The sequence below is a fragment of the Nostoc sp. genome, from assembly GCF_035638895.1.
Classification (GTDB): Bacteria; Cyanobacteriota; Cyanobacteriia; order Cyanobacteriales; family Nostocaceae; genus Nostoc.
Genome location: NZ_DASQZC010000083.1, coordinates 1 through 16,954, shown reverse-complemented (window position 1 = coordinate 16,954; position 16,954 = coordinate 1). Strand labels below are relative to the sequence as shown.

Here is a 16,954-nt window from a genome sequence, read left to right as displayed (position 1 = left end):
GCTACCTATTATTTGATTATATTTAAAAGCCAACTATTATTAACGTCAACGATAAGCCTAGTGTATTTAAACTGTAAAACCAATACAAATTTGACTTATGTAATTTAGTCAAAGATATGAATAAATTAAAATTTATAAACAGTATAACCTAGAAGCTTAAATAATCTTATAACTTGAAGGAAGTATTCATAAAAAAAGGGAGGTGTTAGCTCCCTTACTTATTTGTAATTTTGAACCCGCAATCTTAAATAGATGCTTTTTTAAACTTGCGTTGGGTAGCAAACACACCAGCAACACCCAACAGACCAAGCATTACGGATGGTTCTGGGACTGCTGCGGCAGGTACACCTTTGATAGTGACTTCATAATTACCACTATGGGATATTCCATCGCTTAGTTCGAGTAAACCAGAGTTGGTAGCTTTAAAGCTATACAAGTAATCAGTTTTGCCGCCATAAGTGTATTTGACAATTTCACTTGCTTGTAATTTAAATACGCTAGACGACAGTCCTAAAAAGGGTGCGGCATTTAAGTGACCTGCTAAACCAATACTAATTAAACCACTAGTGTCATCTTGATTGACATAGGAAATATTCGGGTCACTAAAGCGTTGAAATCCCCCGTTTGTAAGAAAGCTGTTAAACAAAGCCTGTTGAGTATGGCCCAACGCAGTGAGTAAAGGACTAGTGATACTATTAGAACTTAGAGCCTGGTTAAACCAGGTGTTAGCTAAGTTATTTAACCCATACGTCGTAGTTGTTTGGCCGACTCCAAACCAGTCATCAGAAGTGAGGCTGCTTAGAGTCAGGGTTTTCCCACCGATTGTACCTGTCAAGGTGGTGTTTTTGGTAAAATCAAAACCAGCTTGTTCACTACTAGCAGCTAGCTCCACATTTCCAGTGGGACTCGCGGCGTTACCACTTAGAACCTTTTGTACATTTTCACTAGTATTTGCTACTTTGAAGGTATTTGTAGCATTGGAATCATAGACTAAATAATCACTGGCTGCTGTTCCACCAATAGTAGCATTGGTGAGGGTTCCAGCCTGTGCTGGTACAGTGGCAAGATAGCTCACACCAATAGCCATTGAGGCACCAATTAAAAGTTTCTGAAAAGTCATTTTCATTTTTTCAAGTCTCTGTCAGTTTGAAAGTTAAGTTTTAAACTACTGCCGTTTCTAAGCTTGGGCTGTCTTGACTACAGGCTTTTTGGCAATACGACTCCTTAAAAGCGCTACCTGCATTGTTAGCAATTTTTGGTATCTGAGCGTACAAACCAAGTTTAAGAAACGGGGAGACTTGATTGGGTAAAGTTCCTGCTGTTATTAATAAAAAGATGATAAATATTTTGATATTATTTTACGTCTAATTACGTAATATAATAACTTTCAATAGTTTTAAAAATAACTTCAGTATGGTACGGTTGTTCGTAGGGACGCAAAAATATGCGCCACTACCTTTAGGGCGCGTGTTCTATCCATAGACTTTGCTGCAAAAAATTTTTAGTGTTTAACTTGAGAAGAAATTTAATGAAGGAACTGGGCAATTCTTTCTACAGCAGTTTCTAACAAAAGTGGCTCATGCACCAAGGCAAAGCGGACATATCCTTCTCCAGATTTGCCAAAGCCAGCACCTGGGGAAGCTGCTACACCAGTTTGTTTGACTAGCTGGGTACAAAATTCGATGGAGTTTTGACTCCAATGTGAGGGCAGTTTTGCCCAGATGTACATTGTGGCCTGGGGAGTAGGAACATTCCAGCCAATGCGGTGTAAAGCAGTGATGAAAGCATCACGGCGCTGCTGGAAGGTAGCAACAGCAGATTTTACCCCAAGTTGAGGGCCAGTTAGGGCTGCGATCGCACCATTCAAAATCCCCCGATACTGATTAAAATCAACGACGGCTTTTACCTGGCGTAAGGCGTTAATTAACTCGGCATTACCGATGGCGTAGCCAATGCGGAAGCCGCCCATATTGTAGGACTTGGAAAGGGTGAAAAATTCAATAGAGACGCTTTTGTTTGGATCAGCTTGCAGAATTGAAGGAACTAGGGATTTTGGATTTTGAATTTTGGATTTTGGATTGGGAGAAGAATCTGCCGACTCCCCAGTTTCCTGAAATACCAAATCTACGTAGGGGAAATCGTGAACCAGCACAAGATTGTGTTGCTGACAAAAGGCGACAGCTTCTTGGAAGAAAGATAAAGGAGCGATCGCAGCAGTAGGATTGTGAGGATAACTTAGTACCATCATCCGCGACTGAGCTAAAACTGGGGCAGGAATATCAGCAAACACTGGTAAAAAAGCGTTTTCTGCCCTTATTGGCATCGGGTAAATTTGACCACTGGCTAGGTAGACTCCCCCCGCATGGGAGGGATAACCGGGATCGAGCAATAGGGCAAAATCTCCTGGATTGAGTATTGCTAGGGGTAAATGGGCAGTACCTTCTTGAGAACCAATTAGAGGTAGTACCTCAGTTTGAGGATCAACTTTAATGCCAAATTTTTGTTCGTACCAGTTGGCCGCTGCTTCACGAAACCCAAGAGTTCCGTTAAACAACAGATAGCCGTGGGTACTGCGATCATGGAGAGATTGGGTGATCGCCTCGATGACATGTGCCTGGGCGGGTAAATCAGAAGACCCCAACGACAAATCAATTATTTGTTGTCCAGCGGCCAAAGCGATCGCCTTGGCTTTGTCCATATCGGCAAATACATTAGATTGCAGGGGTTGTAAACGCTTTGCAAATTGCATGTTAGTCATTTGTCCTTTGTCATTTGTCATTTATCCTTTGTCCTTTGTCCTTTGTCCTTTGTCCTTTGTTCTTTGTCAAATGACCAATACAACTCTTGGAGAGGCTGCGCCGAGGGCAACGCTCAGTACAAGTGACCAATGACCAATGATCAATGACTAATTATTATTTAAGTGGGTATCTAAAAGTTCGAGTAATTTATCTTTGCCGATAACTCCCTCAGTAGATATCAAAACTTCCTGGCCTTGAAATAGTCTGAGGGCGGGTACACCTTCCACTTGGTACTGCTTAACAGTGAGTGGGTTGGGGTCAATTTCCATTTTAACGACTTTGAGGCGATCGCTATATTTGGTAGCAGCTGAGTTAATCAGGGGGGACATCAATTGACAAGGGCCACACCAGGAAGCCCAAAAGTAAACTAATACAGGCTGTTCAGCTTTTAACACTTCTGTTTCAAACTCAGCATCAGTTATGGTGATTACAGCCTTACTCATTGCAGTCTCCATCGGGTGGCGATCAAAGTTGGCACACACAATACTTTATCCCAAAGTAGTCAATAGTTTATAGTCAATAATTCATAGTTATCTTGACTCTTAACTATTAACTAATGACATAAAATCCCACAGCCAACAGGCGTGGGACTAGCTCAAACAAGTTTTCTAACAATTTTACAATTGATCCAATTGCTTCCGTAGAGAATCTAACTCGGCATCAACCACTTCATTAGATTTTGGAGCAGTAGTTTCTTGTTGCGGTGGCAGTTGTGCTTGATTTTGTGGAGTAGCGGGTGGTAACATTTGCGCTTTTAAAGCTGCCAATTCATCATCAACATCGCTACCACCTTCCAATTGGGCAAATTGGGTTTCTAAATCTGCACCTGCTAATTCTCCTAGTGCTTGGGCCCGGGATTCTTGGATCAAGACTTTTTCTTCCATCCGCTCGAAGGCAGCCATTGCACTGCTGGTATTCATCCCACGCACCATGCCTTGAAGTTGCTCCTGGGCTTTGGCAGTGGTGATTCTAGCTCTAAGCATTTCTTTCTTGGTTTTAGCTTCAGAAAGCTTGCTTTCCAGCTGGATTAAGTTGCGCTTGAGGGTTTCAACTTGAGTGCTTTGGGTATCTAAACTAGCTTTGAGGGCGGCACTGGTGTCCGTATAAGTCTTTTTGCGCTCTAGAGCTTGCCTGGCTAAGTTCTCATCACCTTTTTGCAGGGCCAGTTGAGCATTGCGTTGCCACTTATTGATTTCATTTTGGGCATCATTATACTGTTTCTCACTGCGTTTTTGGGAGGCGATCGTCTGGGCCACTCCCTGACGCAGCTGCACCAAGTCTTCCTGCATTTCCAGGATGGCTTGTTCTAGCATTTTTTCGGGGTCTTCGGCTTTGTTAACCAGGTCGTTGAGGTTAGAACTAACTACTCGCTTAATGCGATCGAATAATCCCATAACTTTGTTTTTCCTTGTTTGGTTTACGCTTTTTGTTGGACAGTTAGCTTTTTTATTTTTTAATAGCTACCTATTTCAATGTAATCTTTCCCGTTTGAATCAGTATCTTCTAACAACTCTTAATTGTTAAGATATCTCCAAAGAGGGGTAATTAGCCAACTTCAACCAAGAGGCAGGGGGCAGGGGGCAGGGAGCAAGGGAAATGACCTCTTCAAGAGTCCTGAGTTTTGGGTAACTGCTGTTGGGGGTGTGTCTTCTGGCTCTCCTGGGCGAGGAGATTGTTGTGCTGTGTGTTTTCTGCCCCGTTTAAAACCTGCACCTTCATCGCGGCCAATTCGGCATCTACATTAGTAGATTCCAAGGAAGTAAATTGTGTTTCCAAGTCGTCGCTACTCAGTTGAGCTATTGCTTCTGATTTAGCTTCTATTTGCAAAACTTTTTCTTCCATACGCTCAAAGGCATTCAGACTGCTGGTGGCAGAAACTCCGCCGAGCATTTCTTGGAGGCGATAAGACGCTTCGGCAGAACGGGCGCGAGCAATATACATATCTTTTTTTGTTTTCGCTTCGGAAATTTTTAACTCTAGCGATCGCATATCCTTTTTTAGCCTAGCGACTATCTCGTTTTGCTGCTCTATCTGGGAAAAGAGGGCTGTAGCGGTTTCTTTATAGGCTTGGCGCTTAGTCAAGGCTTCCCGTGCTAGAGGTTCGCTGCCTTGTTGCAGGGCCAATTGGGCGCGGCGATACCATTCTTCTGTTTGAGACTGGGCGGCGGCGGCCTGGCGTTCGGTGCGTTTTTGGGTAGCGATCGCTTGTGCTACACCCTGCCGTAACCGCACCAGATTTTCCTGCATCTCTAGGACAGTTTGCTCCAGAATCTTTTCTGGATCTTCTGCACCACCGATCAAACTATTGAGATTAGCTCGAATCACCCGCAGGATACGCTTGATTAATGCCATGTCGGCTCTCCCTTCACGAAACCCAGTAATGAGTGCTGTTAGCGGATAGCTAAGGTTTAGCCCATGCTGAGTGCCTAGTTAAAATCCTAAGTATAATATTTTTTGTCATAGGGTAGTTTTGGAGTGCTCAGTGCCTAGTTAAAGTCCTAAGCATAATATTTTTTGTTTTAGGGACAGTAAACAAACAATATTTTGTTTCTACCACTTAGCACGGGCTAAACCTTAGCTATCCGCTAACAGAACTTAGCACTCATTAACTCAGGACTGTTCTCTCATGGTATCGTAGATTTTTGCAACTTATGGTTGCTGAACCCGTGCTTTGATTCCCTTTGCCTGTAACACTTTCAGATGTTGTTCTACTTGCTCTTTAGTCTTAAAAGCACCCAAATAAACCAATTCTTTATTTGGTGATAAATAAGCATCGGGAATTACTTGCCGTGCTGAGGCAAAAGCCTCATCTTTATTATCTATCACTACATGATAGAACCCATCTGTTGCTGGTTTGATTTCTGCATCAGGCTTTGGTGAGGTTTCTGCCGTTGAAGTGGGAGGCAAATTCAGGGGAGGCAAGGGCTGTAGTGTCGGTACTGGTGCTAAGGCGATCGGATTTGTCGGTTTTAGGGCTGTGTTGGGGTCAGGCAATGCCGATTGAAGATTTGCGGGGTTTTGGGGAACCACTGGATTAGGCACGACTGCGAGGGTTGGTTGGACTTTGGGTTTTAAGCCAACTACATCATTGGGGTCTCTCACCTCAGGAAACTCTTGGGCAGCTAGATTAGGATACTTGGGTATAGATGTGCTTGGTGGTTGGATCTGAGGTTGGACATTACTCCCAACTTCCTGAGTATTTTCTGGTGCAGGAGACGAGTTCCCGTTAAACAACTTGCCTAAATTCCATTCTGGCAAGCTTTTAGGATTGAACACTACGTAACCCAAGGTAAGACTCGCTACCAATAGCAGCAACATCGAGCCGATACCCATAGGTGATAGCAGACTATCGCTAGAATTGTTTGGTTTTTTGGTTTCTAGTTGTTCTTCTGTCAGACTTCGCAGCAGTGCTTCACTTGATTCTAAATAGTCATCTGGGTGCTTAGGAGTGTCATCTGGCTGCAAAAGGTTTTCGCTCTTAGTATCTTTAACTATTACTGGCACGATGCTGCTACTAAAGTTGGGCGGTGGCGGGGGAAGTTGAGTTTGCGTTTTAAGATAATCAGAGATGGAGGGCACATTAAAATTATTTAGTTCCTCAGTTTTTGGCATAGCTGAAGCTGGGTTCTTTTGAGGATTCACAGCTAGAGAAGATGTCGTTGGTACGTCAATTGCCGTAGCTGGCGCTGAAGTTCCCTGAAGATTCACAGGTACAGATGTGGGTGACACGTTAGGTTTAATTACCGTGACTGATGACTGAGTTGTGCCCGATGTTGTAGGGATGGCAGTTAACGGCTGAGATTGACTGCTCATGTAAGTTGCAATACGAGACTGCTTTGATGCCACCAAACCAGTTCGCGTGCGTCGGTATCGAGCTAACTCTTGATCTAGCGGCACCTCTAAACTCGCTAGTGCTGCTGCTAGTGCTGGTTTCAACCCAGATGTTTTAGACGATTGAGTACCGGAATCATTCAGGGGGTTTTGAGTCATGGCCTCTGTACCTCAAACGTAGATTGCTGGAATTAACTTTAAATATATTTGTGACAATAGTAGCGAAAATTATCTAAATAGATTGGGCATGGAGAATTGGGCATTGGGCATTAGTTATTCTTTCTCCTTTATCTCCCTCATCTCCCTACTCCCCACTCCCTACTCCCCACTCCCTACTCCCTACTCCCCACTTTTAACGATGTCGTTGAAATCAATTAATGATATTTTGGACGTTTTAGAAAAGCAGGCTAAATGGCAAGAGCAGCCATTTCAACGCTTGCTCAAGTTTTGGCCAGAAGTTGTTGGCCCAGTGGTTGCCGCAAATACTCGACCATTGTCGATTCAGCGCGATGTTTTGTCGGTAGCAACTTCTAGTGCTGCTTGGGCGCAAAACCTGACTTTTGGCCGATCGTCTCTGCTTTTAAAGTTGAATAAAAACTTGCCAACACCTTTGGTTGATATTCGCTTCTCTACTGCTAACTGGCAAAATCCATCGGTGGAGACAAAACAGCAACTAACGGTTTCGCCCCATGAGCATCCCAGTTATCTTGGTGATGAGATTAGCCGTCCTGATGTTACACCAACTAAGGATGTAAATGCTGCTTTTGAGCATTGGACGAAGATCATGCGATCGCGATCGCATGGCTTACCTCTTTGTCCCCAGTGTCAATCTCCCACCCCACCCGGCGAACTCCAGCGCTGGGAAGTCTGTTCTGTCTGTGCTGCTAAACAGTTTTAAATTGAAAGTAAAATAGTTTAGCGATTATTCTTTAAGCAGAATTTATCCTCAAGTAACTTGCTGCTTCACATAAATATAGTTTTAATTTTTTAGAAAAAATATTTTTTACTGCTAAAATATGCCTAATGTGGTCAGGTAAAGCAGACTATTTATCTGAAATTATATGCCTTTAGCTATCCTTAAGGAGGAAGTTAAAAGGCTAGATAAATAAAAAGCTTCAGTTTTAGTCTTGATCCCTAATAAGTTTTAGCCAAAAATCATAGGCAACCACTCTAGGCATTATTGAAAAATATAACAAGAATATAAAAATATCCTAAAGTTTATTTTTTCGTCGGGATCGCTGAAACCTATAGAAAATAATGGCTTTTTGGCATTTATCCGTCTTTATATATAGAAGCAAAATATAAGGATGAAATTCAGCCGGAAACGGCACTAAAGATGAATCCAAATGAAACCCATTAAATTTTTAGCATCTGCCTGTAAATATTGCCGTCATTATCAGCCAGAGGGTCGCCGTGGCGGAACGTGCCAGCAATTGGGAGCGCCAGTTCAAGGAACTTGGAAGGCTTGCTCTTTGGCGCTTCCACCTTTTGCACCTTCTTGGGAAACCTTGGAAGATGCTTGGATTCTGCCAGACGCAGCCCCAGTTTTAACATCAACTCATTCCTTAGTCTCAGATTTAGACAATGCTCTTGCCCCTGTAGAGGAAATAGCTGCCTCTATATCTGAACAGCTAAAGAGTAAAGCAGTCGTTATTTAGTCATCCATTATTACTGAACTAATTTTGTAGTTTGCTTAAGATAAGATTTTTTTTTAAGATTTTTAGTGCTGTAAACGTTGATATCTATAAAAATCGCACCTTGGTAGAGGGTGCGATTTTTGCAGTTTTAAGGTAACCAAGGAAAAGAGCGAAAATCTGGTGGACGCTTTTCAAGAAAGGCTTGTTTGCCCTCAGACCCTTCTTCTGTCATGTAGTAAAGTAGGGTGGCATTACCAGCAAGTTCTTGTAAACCAGCTTGTCCATCACAATCAGCGTTGAACGCAGCTTTGAGACACCGAATTGCGATCGGACTTTTTTCTAAAATCTCCTGTGCCCATTGAATACCTTCTGCTTCTAGTTGTTCGACTGGGACAACACAATTAATTAAGCCCATTTCTAGTGCTTGTTGTGCATCATATTGGCGGCAGAGAAACCAAATTTCTCTAGCTTTTTTTTGTCCCACAACGCGGGCGAGATAGCTCGCTCCAAAACCACCGTCGAAACTGCCGACTTTTGGGCCAGTCTGTCCGAAAATAGCGTTATCGGCAGCGATGGTAAGGTCGCAAATTAAGTGTAGGACATGTCCACCACCGATGGCATATCCAGCTACTAAAGCAATCACCACTTTCGGCATGGAACGAATCAGGCGTTGTAAGTCCAGCACATTCAAGCGGGGGATGCCAGTATCATCCACATAACCCGCATGTCCCCGCACACTTTGATCGCCACCAGAACAGAAGGCATATTTACCATCAGTATGTGGCCCATATCCAGTAAATAGAACAACACCAATAGTAGTATCTTCACGAGCATTAGAAAAAGCGTCGTACAGTTCAAAGACTGTTTCAGGACGGAAAGCATTGCGTTTATGGGGACGGTTGATGGTGATTTTCGCAATACCATCAGTTTTTTGATACAGAATATCTTCGTAGGTTTTGGCAGTTTGCCAGTTAATTTGCATTGGTATGGAGTGCGCTGTTGTGCTTGAGAATTTTATCGCGGACGTAGGGACATGCGATACCTGCGGTGGGCTACGCCTACGCTAAAATTGTTGCCTCAAACCTTTACAATCTAGTAATGGTCTGGGTGTTAAGGAATAAAAATGCGGCGCGACTCCATCTTCTACAAATTATTTAAGCAATTTCCCGGTTTGCTGTTTGAATTAGTAGATGAACCACCCCCAGAAGCGGAAAACTACCAGTTCGAATCGGTTGAAGTGAAAGAAACCGCGTTTCGGATTGATGGAGTATTTTTACCTCCGGCTGATGCAGTTTCCAAAACCGTCTTTTTTGCTGAAGTGCAGTTTCAGAAGGACGAAGACTTATATCACCGCTTCTTTAGCGAATTGTTTTTGTTTCTCTACCGCAACTCTATTCGTTACGATGACTGGTTTGGGGTCATAATTTTTGCTTCTCGCAGTCTTGAACCTTCTTCCTCTTCGATTCACCGCGCTTTATTGGAAAGTGGTCAAGTCAGACGGGTTTATCTAGATGAGTTGGGAGATTTGCGAGAACAACCTTTGGGATTGGGTTTGATGTTGCTAACAAATGTTACTTCAGAAATAGAAGCAGTGGAAGGGGCGCGGTTTTTACTGGAACAAGCACGGCAACAATCGGAGCAAGCGATAATTGATTTAATTACAACGATTATTGTTTATAAGTTTTCTACCTTAAGTCGAGAGGAGATTGCAGAAATGTTGGGACTGAATTTGGAAGAACCACTGGCTCTTCGGGAAGCGAAGGAGGAAGGAAAGGTTGAAGGGCGAGAAGAAGGAAAAGTTGAAGGAAAGGTTGAAGGAGAAAGAACGATCATTTTACGACTACTAAATCGGCGTGTGGGTAATATTCCTGATACGCTTCTGTCTCAGATTCAAGGGTTATCGGTGGAACAGTTGGAAGCTTTAGGTGATGCTTTGTTGGATTTCTCTACTCTTGCTGATTTGGAAGGGTGGTTACAAGGTCAACCAACAGGGTAAATTTTACCCAGAGAAGCAGAGGACAAGGGCGATACCTGCGGTGGGCTACGCCTACGCACCCGGTAAAATTCTCATAGATACAATCCGAAGTGAATTATTAGGAAGTACTAGTATTTTTCTTGCTTTGACAGGCGCTCGATTGTCTGGTTTTGGTATTTACTTACTGGCTTCAACAACATTGGGTACACTTACCGGACTAATAGGGGTTACTTTACCCTTTGTTGCTTATACAACAATGTCAAGTGCAATAGCTGTGATTATTGGGCCAGTTGGTTGGATAGGTGCAGGATTATTCACAGTATGGCAGTTAGCAGGCCCTAGTTATAAGAGAGTTATTCCAGCTATTCTTTATATTTGCGCCCTCAGAGCAAGACTGGATGGTGGTTTTGCTTAATTCTTTTTTAACATTTACAAAATGTATGATTGTCTACACTGATTGCTCTGTTGAGGTTCGATTGCCGAGATCAGCTTTAACTTCAGAATGTTTAGTACAGGACGGTGTAAATCCAACCAACATCTCAATTAAGCAGATAAGGGGCTTAAGCCCTTGTTAAAGGTAGGCAAGCTTTTGCCATAGTGGTGTATAAGCTATTTTGCCTCAACCTTAATGACGAATATCTTTAACCTTAGTTATTTTGTTATCTACTACAACTACATACACTCCTCTAGTAAGTGGATTTTGTACCATCCACTTGTCTTGCACTATAAAGAATTCGTAACCCTTGCTTTTTACATATTCAGTAGCTTCTTCAACTGTCTTTCCAATCAAAATTCTTTCATCTATCATAACTTTTTTATTGTAATTTACTAAATTGAGTTATTATCTTTACTTATAATATAGTTAAATCCCAATATCTCCAGCAAACTTTCTTAAATTATCTTGTCGCCACTTAGCATCTAATTTCCGATTTGTTTGCAACTCTAAAACTCGAATTCCTGTAGTCGGTAGTGGGTTTAATTTTTGCTGCAACTGCTGCCAAGAAGTAATTAATTCATGCTGCACATTATAAGTAGCGCATAACTGAGCAAAATCAATATCCTGGGGAGTGCCAAAAAACTCTTCAAATGGCGGGTCAAACTTGGCAATGGGTAACATTTCAAAAATCCCACCGCCATTGTTATTAATTAACAAAATTGTGAGATGTCCGACAAATTTATTGCGGATTAAAAAACCATTTGTGTCATGCAACAAAGCTAAATCTCCCGTTAACATCACACTACTTTGCTGGCGATGGGCAATTCCTAAAGCTGTAGATAATGTGCCATCAATGCCATTTGCACCCCGGTTAAAATACGATCGCACTCCTAAATTATTCGGTTTCCAGAAATATTCCACATCCCGCACAGGCATACTATTGGCAATGAATAGAGGCGTTCCTGGCGGTAAAATCTGAGAAATTAACCAAGCTGCTTTACTCTCGATTATTTCATCTATTTTCCCCATCGTCTGGTCAACCACTAACCTAACCTTCGCTTCTGCATTACACCATTCCTGCAAATAGTCTGAGGATAAAGATAAATTTCTTTCCTCTGCCTTTATGTCTTCTACAGATATCCGTAAATGCGTCGTCCTGCCATGCAAAGGGTCGAGGTTTTGGTTACTCTTGTCAATTATCCAGCGTCGCGGCTGCGTTGCATCTATCCAAGTACGCAGTTCTTTACTCGTAGGCATTTCACCCACCTGAATCACCATTTCAGGCGTTAACTGCTTTGCTAGTTGCTGATTTCGCAAAATCAAGTCGTATGTGGAAATCAAATAAGGGTTGAGTTCGGCATAATTTCTCACTGGGGAAAGTCCCTCAGCTAGCACAGGCCATTTGAGAGTTTGGGAAAGTTGCGCGATCGCTTTACAATACTCTTCTGGTTGCGACGGTTGGGCAACACCTGCGATAATAACGCCGCGATCGCATTCTTTCCATTGTTGGGGGATGGGGAGTAGAGAGTAGGGAATGGGGAGTGGGGTTATTCCTGCGAAAAAGTCTTCTGGATGAAACTGCGATCGCAAATAACTCAAGTCGGTTCCATCAGGAAGAGGCGCTAAGGGATCGCGAAAGGGAATATTCAAATGTACTGGCCCCTTTGTAGGAGTTTGCGCCCTTTCCCAGCTATGAATTACCGTTTGTCGCAGATAAGCTAGCATTCCCAGATCAGCAGAGGGTAAGGCTAACTCTGTTTGCCAATTTGGGTAGTTTCCATATAATCTCAATTGATCTACAGTTTGCCCAGAGTGACAATCTCGCAATTCTGGAGGCCTATCGGTGGTTAATAGCAACAATGGGACGCGACTATATGAGGCTTCAATGACTGCTGAATAAAAATTTGCTCCTGCTGTACCAGAGGTGCAAACTAATACTACAGGGCGACTGGTTGCTTTAGCTTGTCCCAAGGCGAAAAAAGCGGCGGAACGTTCATCAAGAATGGAAATCGCTTCAATCTCAGGTGCTTGTTGAGCAAAGGCGATCGCTAAGGGTGTAGAGCGCGATCCCGGACAAATGATAGCACAAGTCAATCCCAACCGCTTTAGCGTCTCTGTTAAAATATAAGCCCAAAGTTGATTAACATTTTTATAAGCGATCGGCATTAAATCAAACATAGCTATAAAACAATCTTAAATTTTAGATTTTGTTTAGGAATCAATTTAAAATCCATCTGGGATTTGACAAATGCAAAGATGGAACCCAACATCGCCACGCGAGTTTGTGGGAAGGAAAATCTCCAAGCAAACTTGCTCCAGTTTCTACAAAATGCACAATTTGCTCTCAAACATTTATGGACTGCATTCATTTAACGGGAATTCGCTGCTATGGCTACACTGGGTATTTACCAGAAGAACAGGTGCTAGGACAATGGTTTGAGGTGGATGTGAGGTTATGGTTGGATATCTCCACAGCGGCCAAGACTGACGCGATCGAAGACACTTTAGATTATCGCAGCGTCATTAGCTTGATACAACATCTAGTCAAAACGTCTAAGTTTGTTTTGGTGGAGAAGTTGGTAACAACGATCGCAGATTCTGTTCTCCGAGAATGCGATCGTGTAACACAAGTTCAAGTCACTCTCAGCAAACCTGCTGCACCTATTCCAGACTTTGGTGGCAAAATTAGCATTGAAGTGACTAAAAGTAAGTCCAATCTCTAAAACACAAAAGGTGTTCTTTTCTCAATACTTATTCTTGATGACTAAATACACTCAAAAATCTTTAGTCTACTTCAATAGACTTTAGCTATTAGCCTGGAACTAAAGTTCCAGGCGGGTGAGTCAGCCAACAGTTAACCTATGTTTAAATTTACACCAATGCAATGATGTACGTCCCTATGAGTATATCCGTCTATCTGCCGTCAATTTTTTTCTGTACCCTCTCTATGCGGAAACTGCTCTCAATAGTTTTAAATAATACTATTTCGCTTACCATTTAAAATTTAAGACAGTTTCAGACCGAAATTTAGACTCCGACTGAGACAAAAACTATTTGTAGACAAAGCGCTATTAAAGTTTTTAATTCCAGACAATGATTAATTTTTAGTAATTTTATAGTGAGTAAATACTATTATATTAAATATTACACACTATAATGTTTTTACTTACATAAAAGTCCTATGTTGTTATTTGATGATTTTTTGTATTGATTAATTTATACATAAATACTATACGCAGTATTTATTTTGTTCAGAAAAATTATTACATAATTTATGAAAATCGCTTTTTGATTGCCAGTAATTACATGGGAATTTATGTTTGATGCTAATAGCTTGATATTAGCTGGATGAAATTATCAAAATTAGCTTTGACAAGTACAGAAATTATTGGAGCTTAATAAAATGATGTTATTTGATCGTGACTCAGTATTTATATCAAGCAAGAAGACAGAATAGCTAGAGATTGTTTATGATAGGATAATGAGATTTTACATGAGTTGATACTCACAGCAAAAATCTTAACCTTCGCAAACAGGTTACTGTAACATGTTCGCCCGCAAAATCCTAGTTGTTCAGGATGAGAAAATCCTAGCCTCAAATATTAAAAATAGTTTACAAAAATTAGGTTATTTAGTTTCAGAAATAACTAAATCTGGTAAAGAGGCAATAAAAAAGGTAGCAGAAACTCATCCACATTTAGTATTAATTGATATCTGCCTAGCTGGGAAAATTGATGGTGTAAACGTAGCAGATATTATCCAGAATCATTTTCATATCCCTGTAGTATATTTAACAGAGAGTTCAAAATATAAAAAATTAAAAAAAAATCAGCTAAGTGAACCTTTTAGTTACATAGTTAAACCTTTCCTTGAAAGTGATTTACATTTAGCGATTGAAATGGCTCTGTACAAACATCAGAGCAAAAAAATATTATACGAAGAAAAACAGAGGCTGACGGCAATTATCAATAGTATGGGCTGTGCAGTGATTGTGACTTATGCTAATGGTTGTATTCAAATGATGAATACTAAGGCAGAACAAATGACTGGCTGGAAGCAAAGTGAAGCATTTGGGAAAAATTTAGCAGAAGTAGTTAGCTTAGTTGACAAAGATGTAGGAGAAATAATTGAAAATTTAGCTACATACGTAATCGAATCAGGCGAAATTTTCAATTTACCAGAAAACTGTACATTGATTACCAAAGATGGCAAAGAAATAGCGATTGGGGATAATGTTGCACCCATCCGCGATCAAAATGGCAAGATTACTGGCGCAGTTTTTGTTTTTCAAGACATTACCAAACGCAAACAGAGAGAGGCGCAACTGATCCGCAATGCCTTTTATGATGGGCTTACAGAATTACCAAATCGGGTTTTATTTTTAGATCGGCTCAGACAAATAATTGAGCGTAGCAAACGCAGAAACGATTATTATTTTGCAGTTTTATTTTTAGATTTAGATGGCTTCAAGGAGATTAACGATCGCTTTGGGCATGGAATAGGGGATGATTTTTTAGTAGCGATCGCTAGACGTTTAGAGTCGTGCTTACGCAGTGGCGATACTGTAGCACGATTTGGTGGTGATGAATTTACACTTCTTTTAGACGATATTAAAGATATTACCGACGCTACCAATGTTGCCAAACGGATTCAAGACTCCTTACGATTGCCAGTTAACCTGAATGGATATCAATTATCTACTACAGCTAGCATTGGTATTACTTGGAATTTTAGTCATTATGAGGAGCCAGCAACTCTGCTGCGAGATGCTGATATTGCTATGTACCGAGCTAAAAGGCAGGGAAAAGCCACTTATGCCATCTTTAACCCAAGTTGCTAGTTACAGCAGAATTCAGAATTTAGAATACAGAATGGGCTACGCCCCGCTACGCTAACAGGAGTACTCAAAACCTAATCAACAGTTTCATGCTTAGTAATCCTGGAAGAAACTCTTCCCCAACCCTACAAGAGTTGGGGGGTTAAGTTTTGATTACTGAATTGATATCACACGCTAAGAGAATCTTGAGGGGATTTTGAAGTTCTGCTGCGAACGAAAAAAGCCGTTGCTTTAGAAGTTTACTAATTTTAATCTTATTAATCTTGTAGCAAATATTAACTAAATCTTAAGATAGATATTTTGTGACTAAATATACAGTATTTTTCGGTATTTAATTTTTGAATACAAGAACGGCTTTTTTTATATTTCTCTGAAATGCCTGTAAATAAGTCTTTCTCAAGGCATTCTCCATAGGGATCAGTAAATCTCTAAACAGTATTTAATTAAAAAGCAATTTATGTATCTAAAGTAGGAGGGTAAAATCGCCTAATTGTTAGGATAATATAGAAAGATATCCTAAATCTTTCAAATCTGAAATTTTGTTTAAAATAATCTAGCCAATATTAAGACAGTTTGTTAAATTGGGTCAAATCAAAAATTTCGCTAGTTTCACTGGCAGTTTTCTCAAATAAAAAATAGTTACAACCAGGGGTTTTAAAATGCAAACAGTACAAAAAATTTACTGTCCGAATTGCGGCTGCCAAGCTGAACGCTATTACATTTCTGATAGTCAATTAACTCGAACACAATGCTCTAGTTGTGACTATTTAATGATTAGTTGCACTCGCACTGGTAAAGTGATTGAGGCTTATGCCCCAGGTATTTATGCACAGCGCTAGTCATTAAAAATTAAAAAAATTAGAGAAAATTTTCTCTAATTTTTTAATAATAAAGTTACTTGTCAACAATTTCGAGCATTTCACAGGTTGTTATTCTGTTGTCGGAGTTGTTGCTGTCGTATCTGTTCTTGTAATCTAAATTGTTGCTGTTGTCTAATTTGTTGATTTTGTCTGAGTTGTTGCTGTTGTATTCTTAGTTGTTGCTGTCGTGTAAAGTTTTGCGATTGTTGTCTAAATTGTTCTTGTTGTAGTCTCAGTTGTTGCTGGCGGATCAGTTCTTGCTGTTGTTGTGTAAATTGTTGCTGTTGTAATCTCAGTTGTTGTTGTAGCTGTGGTTGCTGAAACTGTTGCCGAAGCAATGTTTCATTAAATTGCTCTTGCGTTCGCTGAGTTTGCTGCTCTTGTTGTTGTCTCATTCTTTCTTGAAAAGACTGAGGTTGCTGAGGATTCGTCTGAATTATTTGTGCATAGGCAGGAGAATTAATTGATAAAGCTTTTGCAAGCACAATCAATAGTAGCCATGCTTTAACCATTAATAAGCGATTCAACATGCAGTTATTTCCTCAATTGTTACAGGTTGGGTTGAGCGATCGCTAAACCC

The 16,954-nt window shown here is 40.9% G+C and carries 17 protein-coding genes; 7 read left to right on the top strand and 10 right to left on the bottom strand.

Translation table 11 applies throughout. The features are described from left to right. Positions 1 to 244 precede the first annotated feature (244 nt). The 6 genes from VE944_RS03580 to VE944_RS03555 form a co-directional block, all read right to left on the bottom strand. Entirely contained in the window at positions 245 to 1,120 is an 876-nt protein-coding gene (locus tag VE944_RS03580) for an NF038130 family PEP-CTERM protein (protein WP_324972367.1), read from the bottom strand. 405 nt (positions 1,121 to 1,525) lie between these two features. Continuing rightward, positions 1,526 to 2,758 (bottom strand): LL-diaminopimelate aminotransferase, encoded by a 1,233-nt coding sequence (locus tag VE944_RS03575; RefSeq protein WP_324972421.1) that lies wholly within the window; start codon positions 2,756 to 2,758, stop codon positions 1,526 to 1,528. Positions 2,759 to 2,905: 147 nt separating this feature from the next. After that, a complete protein-coding gene (locus VE944_RS03570) occupies positions 2,906 to 3,253 on the bottom strand; it encodes a thioredoxin family protein (protein ID WP_414690094.1) in 348 nt (115 codons plus the stop codon). 162 nt (positions 3,254 to 3,415) lie between these two features. Beyond that, positions 3,416 to 4,192 (bottom strand): PspA/IM30 family protein, encoded by a 777-nt coding sequence (locus VE944_RS03565; protein ID WP_324972364.1) that lies wholly within the window; start codon positions 4,190 to 4,192, stop codon positions 3,416 to 3,418. Between the two features lie 211 nt (positions 4,193 to 4,403). Continuing rightward, complete coding sequence (locus tag VE944_RS03560; protein ID WP_324972361.1) at positions 4,404 to 5,150, bottom strand: PspA/IM30 family protein; 747 nt, start codon at positions 5,148 to 5,150, stop codon at positions 4,404 to 4,406. 297 nt (positions 5,151 to 5,447) lie between these two features. Then, positions 5,448 to 6,788 (bottom strand): hypothetical protein, encoded by a 1,341-nt coding sequence (locus VE944_RS03555; RefSeq protein ID WP_324972358.1) that lies wholly within the window; start codon positions 6,786 to 6,788, stop codon positions 5,448 to 5,450. 199 nt (positions 6,789 to 6,987) lie between these two features. Here VE944_RS03555 and VE944_RS03550 point away from each other — a divergent pair, with 199 nt between their 5' ends. Next, positions 6,988 to 7,527, top strand: a complete 540-nt coding sequence (locus VE944_RS03550; RefSeq protein WP_324972355.1) for a DciA family protein — start codon at positions 6,988 to 6,990, stop codon at positions 7,525 to 7,527. A gap of 448 nt (positions 7,528 to 7,975) precedes the next feature. Beyond that, positions 7,976 to 8,287: a hypothetical protein gene (locus VE944_RS03545; protein ID WP_324972352.1), complete on the top strand. Its 312-nt coding sequence runs from the start codon at positions 7,976 to 7,978 to the stop codon at positions 8,285 to 8,287. A gap of 127 nt (positions 8,288 to 8,414) precedes the next feature. Here the strand turns inward: VE944_RS03545 and menB are convergent, their stop codons facing one another. Beyond that, positions 8,415 to 9,248, bottom strand: a complete 834-nt coding sequence (menB, locus tag VE944_RS03540; RefSeq protein WP_100899754.1) for a 1,4-dihydroxy-2-naphthoyl-CoA synthase — start codon at positions 9,246 to 9,248, stop codon at positions 8,415 to 8,417. Positions 9,249 to 9,389: 141 nt separating this feature from the next. On the opposite strand from menB, the gene VE944_RS03535 reads away from it, so the two are divergent. Both VE944_RS03535 and VE944_RS03530 read left to right on the top strand, forming a co-directional pair. Then, on the top strand, positions 9,390 to 10,262 hold the full coding sequence (locus tag VE944_RS03535; protein ID WP_324972347.1) for an Rpn family recombination-promoting nuclease/putative transposase: 873 nt from the start codon (positions 9,390 to 9,392) through the stop codon (positions 10,260 to 10,262). After that, positions 10,219 to 10,656: a hypothetical protein gene (locus VE944_RS03530; protein WP_324972346.1), complete on the top strand. Its 438-nt coding sequence runs from the start codon at positions 10,219 to 10,221 to the stop codon at positions 10,654 to 10,656. Before VE944_RS03535 ends, VE944_RS03530 begins: the two co-directional genes overlap by 44 nt. A 210-nt stretch (positions 10,657 to 10,866) precedes the next feature. On the opposite strand, the gene VE944_RS03525 is transcribed toward VE944_RS03530, so the two are convergent. Both VE944_RS03525 and menD read right to left on the bottom strand, forming a co-directional pair. Continuing rightward, complete coding sequence (locus VE944_RS03525; RefSeq protein WP_324972342.1) at positions 10,867 to 11,049, bottom strand: single stranded DNA-binding domain-containing protein; 183 nt, start codon at positions 11,047 to 11,049, stop codon at positions 10,867 to 10,869. Positions 11,050 to 11,103: 54 nt separating this feature from the next. After that, positions 11,104 to 12,855 (bottom strand): 2-succinyl-5-enolpyruvyl-6-hydroxy-3-cyclohexene-1-carboxylic-acid synthase, encoded by a 1,752-nt coding sequence (menD, locus tag VE944_RS03520; protein ID WP_324972339.1) that lies wholly within the window; start codon positions 12,853 to 12,855, stop codon positions 11,104 to 11,106. A 176-nt stretch (positions 12,856 to 13,031) separates the two neighbouring features. Here menD and folB point away from each other — a divergent pair, with 176 nt between their 5' ends. From folB to VE944_RS03505, 3 genes are all read left to right on the top strand, one after another. Then, entirely contained in the window at positions 13,032 to 13,400 is a 369-nt protein-coding gene (gene folB, locus VE944_RS03515) for a dihydroneopterin aldolase (protein ID WP_324972336.1), read from the top strand. Between the two features lie 824 nt (positions 13,401 to 14,224). Beyond that, complete coding sequence (locus VE944_RS03510) at positions 14,225 to 15,517, top strand: diguanylate cyclase domain-containing protein (RefSeq protein WP_324972333.1); 1,293 nt, start codon at positions 14,225 to 14,227, stop codon at positions 15,515 to 15,517. 656 nt (positions 15,518 to 16,173) lie between these two features. Beyond that, the gene (locus VE944_RS03505; RefSeq protein WP_012410305.1) at positions 16,174 to 16,353 is read left to right on the top strand and encodes a hypothetical protein; all 180 of its coding nucleotides are present in this window, start codon (positions 16,174 to 16,176) and stop codon (positions 16,351 to 16,353) included. 80 nt (positions 16,354 to 16,433) lie between these two features. Here the strand turns inward: VE944_RS03505 and VE944_RS03500 are convergent, their stop codons facing one another. After that, the gene (locus VE944_RS03500; protein ID WP_324972327.1) at positions 16,434 to 16,904 is read right to left on the bottom strand and encodes a hypothetical protein; all 471 of its coding nucleotides are present in this window, start codon (positions 16,902 to 16,904) and stop codon (positions 16,434 to 16,436) included. Positions 16,905 to 16,954 lie beyond the last annotated feature (50 nt).

What these genes read in the sequence shown, in the direction of transcription:
- folB (WP_324972336.1), top strand. Translation starts at nt 13,032, where the DNA reads ATGGACTGCATTCATTTAACGGGAATTCGCTGCTATGGCTACACTGGG.
- VE944_RS03560 (WP_324972361.1), bottom strand. Translation starts at nt 5,150, where the DNA reads ATGGCATTAATCAAGCGTATCCTGCGGGTGATTCGAGCTAATCTCAAT.
- VE944_RS03525 (WP_324972342.1), bottom strand. Translation starts at nt 11,049, where the DNA reads ATGATAGATGAAAGAATTTTGATTGGAAAGACAGTTGAAGAAGCTACT.
- VE944_RS03535 (WP_324972347.1), top strand. Translation starts at nt 9,390, where the DNA reads ATGCGGCGCGACTCCATCTTCTACAAATTATTTAAGCAATTTCCCGGT.
- VE944_RS03575 (WP_324972421.1), bottom strand. Translation starts at nt 2,758, where the DNA reads ATGACTAACATGCAATTTGCAAAGCGTTTACAACCCCTGCAATCTAAT.
- VE944_RS03505 (WP_012410305.1), top strand. Translation starts at nt 16,174, where the DNA reads ATGCAAACAGTACAAAAAATTTACTGTCCGAATTGCGGCTGCCAAGCT.
- VE944_RS03570 (WP_414690094.1), bottom strand. Translation starts at nt 3,253, where the DNA reads ATGGAGACTGCAATGAGTAAGGCTGTAATCACCATAACTGATGCTGAG.
- menD (WP_324972339.1), bottom strand. Translation starts at nt 12,855, where the DNA reads ATGTTTGATTTAATGCCGATCGCTTATAAAAATGTTAATCAACTTTGG.
- VE944_RS03550 (WP_324972355.1), top strand. Translation starts at nt 6,988, where the DNA reads ATGTCGTTGAAATCAATTAATGATATTTTGGACGTTTTAGAAAAGCAG.
- VE944_RS03545 (WP_324972352.1), top strand. Translation starts at nt 7,976, where the DNA reads ATGAAACCCATTAAATTTTTAGCATCTGCCTGTAAATATTGCCGTCAT.
- VE944_RS03580 (WP_324972367.1), bottom strand. Translation starts at nt 1,120, where the DNA reads ATGACTTTTCAGAAACTTTTAATTGGTGCCTCAATGGCTATTGGTGTG.
- VE944_RS03510 (WP_324972333.1), top strand. Translation starts at nt 14,225, where the DNA reads ATGTTCGCCCGCAAAATCCTAGTTGTTCAGGATGAGAAAATCCTAGCC.
- menB (WP_100899754.1), bottom strand. Translation starts at nt 9,248, where the DNA reads ATGCAAATTAACTGGCAAACTGCCAAAACCTACGAAGATATTCTGTAT.
- VE944_RS03555 (WP_324972358.1), bottom strand. Translation starts at nt 6,788, where the DNA reads ATGACTCAAAACCCCCTGAATGATTCCGGTACTCAATCGTCTAAAACA.
- VE944_RS03565 (WP_324972364.1), bottom strand. Translation starts at nt 4,192, where the DNA reads ATGGGATTATTCGATCGCATTAAGCGAGTAGTTAGTTCTAACCTCAAC.
- VE944_RS03500 (WP_324972327.1), bottom strand. Translation starts at nt 16,904, where the DNA reads ATGTTGAATCGCTTATTAATGGTTAAAGCATGGCTACTATTGATTGTG.